This window comes from Actinoplanes sp. NPDC051633, from assembly GCF_040681735.1.
Taxonomy (GTDB): domain Bacteria; phylum Actinomycetota; class Actinomycetes; order Mycobacteriales; family Micromonosporaceae; genus Actinoplanes.
This window is the reverse complement of the sequence record NZ_JBFAZH010000777.1, coordinates 1-3,743: the sequence shown is the minus strand read 5'-3', so window position 1 is coordinate 3,743 and position 3,743 is coordinate 1. Positions and strand designations below refer to the sequence as shown.

The 3,743-nt window shown below is 69.9% G+C and carries 4 protein-coding genes; 2 read left to right on the top strand and 2 right to left on the bottom strand.

The genetic code is table 11. The features are described 5' to 3' along the window. A partial coding sequence (locus AB0M20_RS31810; protein WP_364304020.1) for an ATP-binding protein occupies positions 1–644 on the top strand: 644 nt, incomplete at its 5' end. Between the two features lie 73 nt (positions 645–717). Next, on the top strand, positions 718–1,884 hold the full coding sequence (locus AB0M20_RS31805; RefSeq protein WP_364304019.1) for an HD domain-containing phosphohydrolase: 1,167 nt from the start codon (positions 718–720) through the stop codon (positions 1,882–1,884). Here the strand turns inward: AB0M20_RS31805 and AB0M20_RS31800 are convergent. Beyond that, complete coding sequence (locus AB0M20_RS31800) at positions 1,868–3,088, bottom strand: HDOD domain-containing protein (protein ID WP_364304018.1); 1,221 nt, start codon at positions 3,086–3,088, stop codon at positions 1,868–1,870. The genes AB0M20_RS31805 and AB0M20_RS31800 overlap by 17 nt on opposite strands. After that, on the bottom strand, positions 3,085–3,743 hold a 659-nt coding region (locus tag AB0M20_RS31795; protein ID WP_364304017.1), incomplete at its 5' end, for an ATP-binding protein. The genes AB0M20_RS31795 and AB0M20_RS31800, both read right to left, overlap by 4 nt.

Sequence of the window (3,743 nt, the reverse complement as noted above, 5' to 3'; positions counted from 1 at the left end):
GCTCGGATCCGCAGATCGCCGAGCTGTTGCGGGACATCGACGCGGACTTCCTGATCGCCGAGGTGCCGACCGCCCTGGTCGAGTCCCTCGAAGGGCTGGAACGGGTCGCCCAGATCGTCCGCGCGATGAAGGACTTCTCCCATCCCGGCCAGGGCCGCAGCAACGTCGACATCAACCGGGCCGTGGAGAGCACGGCGCAGGTGGCTCGCAATGAGTGGAAGTACTACGCGGAGCTCAGCCTGGACCTGGCGGATGACGTCGGCCTGGTGCCGTGCTACGAGGGAGAGCTCAAGCAGGTCGTACTGAACCTCATCGTCAATGCGGCTCACGCCATCGAGGCGGCCGGTCACCGCGAGGGCGGCGGGCTCGGAAACATCCGGATCCGGACCACCCGAGGGCAGGATCTCGTCGAGATCGCCGTCAGCGACGACGGGACCGGTATGAGCGAGGCCACCCAGCAGCGGATCTTCGACCCGTTCTTCACCACGAAGGAGGTCGGGAAGGGCACCGGTCAGGGCCTGAGCATGGCGTACTCCAGCATCGTGCAGAAGCACGGCGGCTCGATCCGGGTGGAGTCCAGCCCGGGGGCCGGCACCACCTTCACGATCTGCCTGCCCGTGCGGGTGGAGGGCGAAGGCCAGTGAACCGCCACATAGCGGGCGCGCCACGGATAGTTTGAAGCGGATATCCCTTTGATGGACGGAGGTGACCGCTCCGATGACCCTGCCTCGGGTCCTGTTCGTCGACGATGAGCCCCATCTGCTGAACGGGCTGCGCCGTCAGCTGCGTCGCGACTTCGACGTGGTGACCGCGGTCGGTGCCGCCAACGGGCTGTTCTCGCTGGGCCGGGACGAGCCGTTCGAGGTCATCGTCTCGGACTTCCTCATGCCGGGCATCAACGGCGCCGAGTTCCTCGCCGCGGTCCGCAAGGCGGCCCCGGACGCGACCCGGATGCTGCTCACCGGGCACACTAACCTGCCCGACGCGGCGACCACGGTCAACGAGGGCGGCATCTTCCGCATGTTGCTGAAACCGGTGGACCAGACGACGCTGACGGCGGCGTTGCACGATTGCGTGGCGCAGCACCGCCTCGTCATCGGCGAGCGCGAGCTGCTGGAACAGACGCTGCGCGGCTGCGTGCACGCCTTGGTGGACGTCCTTTCGCTGGCGAACCCGGCGGCCTTCGCGCGGGCCACGCGCATGCGGCGCACGGCCGTCGCCGTCCTCGACAGGGTGGCCGTCGCCGACCGGTGGGCGGTCGAGCTCAGCGTGATGATGTCGCAGCTCGGCGCCGTGTCCCTACCGCCTTCGGTCGTGGAGCGGCTCGGCGCGGCCGAGTCGCTGACGGCTGCCGAACAGCGCATGGTGGACGAAGTCCCCGACGTGGCCGAGCGGCTGATCGCGCCCATCCCGCGGCTGACGGCGATCACCGACGCCATCCGGTATTCGCGGCGGAACTGGGACGGCTCGGGGCCGCCCGGCGACAACCTGGCCGGCGAGGACATCCCGTTCGGTGCCCGTCTGCTGCACATCGTGCAGGACCTGGACTCCCTGATCTGCGAGGGCGTGGCTCCCGGCGTCGCCTGCGTGACGCTGCGGTCCCGGCCGGGTCACTACGACCCGGTGCTGCTGGATGCGCTCACCGATGCCGTGCAGGGCGAGGCATCCACCGCGGTCAGCGCCGTCGCGTTGGCGGACCTGCGCATCGGCATGGTGCTCGCCGCGCCGGTGCGCAGCGGCACCGGCACCCTCCTGGTGAATCCCGGTCAGGAGGTGACCACGAGCCTGATGAGCCGCCTGCGCAACTTCGCGACCCTGGACGACGGGGTCGCCGAGCCGGTGATGGTGTACCCGCCGGGCACCGACGTCACTGCCGCAACGTAGCCCGCCAGCGCTCGATCGCCTCGCGCTCCGGCTCACCCAGATCCTCTCCGAAGGCGTCGGACCCGTGGCCGCCTGACCCGCACACGTCACCGAGCTCCGCCTCGACGACCCGGTGCGCGAAGGCGACCGCCGCCGCCGGGTCCTGCACCGACGACACCGTGCCGGGCGCGGCATGCCCGGCAACCGACTCCACCACCGCGGCGGGAAGCCCCCAGAGCGCGAGAAGGTTCGCGCCGGCCTCGCTGTGACAAGTGCCGAACAGGGTCCGCTCGACCTCGTCGAGCCGCGGACTCACCTCCGGATCGGCCTCGGCGCCGGCCGGCTTGACGTCACGCCATGTGCTCAGCGCACCGGGATAGTCGTCCCGGCGGGAGGAGGCCAGAACCAGCTGGCCGACCTCGTGCAGCAAGCCGGCCGTGAACGCCTCGTTGGCCCACGGCGCGCTGCCGGCGAGCCGACGCGCCAGGCGCGACGTGTGCACCGAGTGGTCGGTGAGATTCTGGATCCAGCCGTTGGGCAGCACCCCCTCCGGATCGAGGCTGCGGACCACGTCGTGCATCAGGACGAGTCCGCGAACCGTGTGGGTGCCCAGCAGGGCGACGGCCTGGACCACGTCGGTGACCACGTGACCGACCATCGAGGCCGACGAATTCACCAGGTGAAGCACCTTGGCGGCGGCCGCCGGATCCTGCTCGATGATGGCGCCGACGGACTCCGCCGAGGCGTCCTCCGCGTTCAACTCGGTGATCAGCTGCATCACCACGCCGGAGGGACTGGGCAACGAGTCCACCATGGAGACGTCCCGGCGAGCCGAGTCGTCGCCGGTCGCGGCCTGAGCCGCGATGAGCCGGTCCACGGTCTGCACCAGTTGGTCGCGGCCGGCCGGCTTGGTCAGGAACTGATGGGCCAGCGCGATGACGCGCAGCACGTCCTTCTCGCCGGTCTGGCCCGAGAGGATGACCCGGGCGGTCGTGGGATAGAGCGTCTGCACTCGGCTCAGCAGCTCCCCGCCGTCCATGCCGGGCATGCGGAAGTCGGACACGACGACATTGCAGCGACGGGCCGCCATCACCGCCAGAGCCTCCGCCGCGCCCGCCGCGAACGACATCTCCCAGCGAGAGCTTTCTCGGCGGAGCATGCGCCGAAGCCCGTCGAGAATGCGTGGCTCGTCGTCGACGAAGACCACATGTGGTTTCTCGGTCATACCGCTACCTCCAAAGTGGTCGGGAGCGCCGGCTGGTCCCGCGCGTCCAGCGGGAGCCGCACGGTGAAGACGGAGCCGACGCCGACCTCGCTGCGGAACCCGATGGCGCCGTGGTGCCGGTCCACCACGAGACTCCGAGCGAGAGAGAGGCCCTGCCCGGTGCCCCGGCCGACCTCCTTGGTGGTGAAGAACGGATCGAAGAGCTTGTCGGCGATCTCCGGCGGCACACCGTTGCCGGTGTCCGCGACCTCGATGACCACCTCGTCGCCGTCCCGGCGCGTCGTCACCCGGATCGTGCCCCGGCCACGCCCGGCCGAGTCGATGGCGTGCGCCGCGTTGACCACGAGGTTGAGCAACGTCTGATTGATGTCGCCGGCATGGCACCGCACCAGCGGCAGATCCGCCAGCTCCGTCTCGAGGTCCGCCACGTACCTGGTCTCGCCGGCCGCGACGACGAGCGTGTTCTCGATCAGCTCGCTGAGGTTCGCCAGGGTCATCTCCTCGGTGCCGGGATGCCCGAACGCCTTCATCGCGCGGACGATCTGGGCGACCCGTTCCAGCCCTTCGAGGGACTGGACCAGCGCGGTCGGCACCTCGGCGATCAGGAAGTCCGCGTCGATGTCCCGCAACAGCTCGGCGATCTGCGGATCCGAAT

Bases quoted from the DNA above. Each gene is read 5' to 3' on its own strand.
- AB0M20_RS31805 (WP_364304019.1), top strand. From the start codon at position 718: ATGACCCTGCCTCGGGTCCTGTTCGTCGACGATGAGCCCCATCTGCTG.
- AB0M20_RS31800 (WP_364304018.1), bottom strand. From the start codon at position 3,088: ATGACCGAGAAACCACATGTGGTCTTCGTCGACGACGAGCCACGCATT.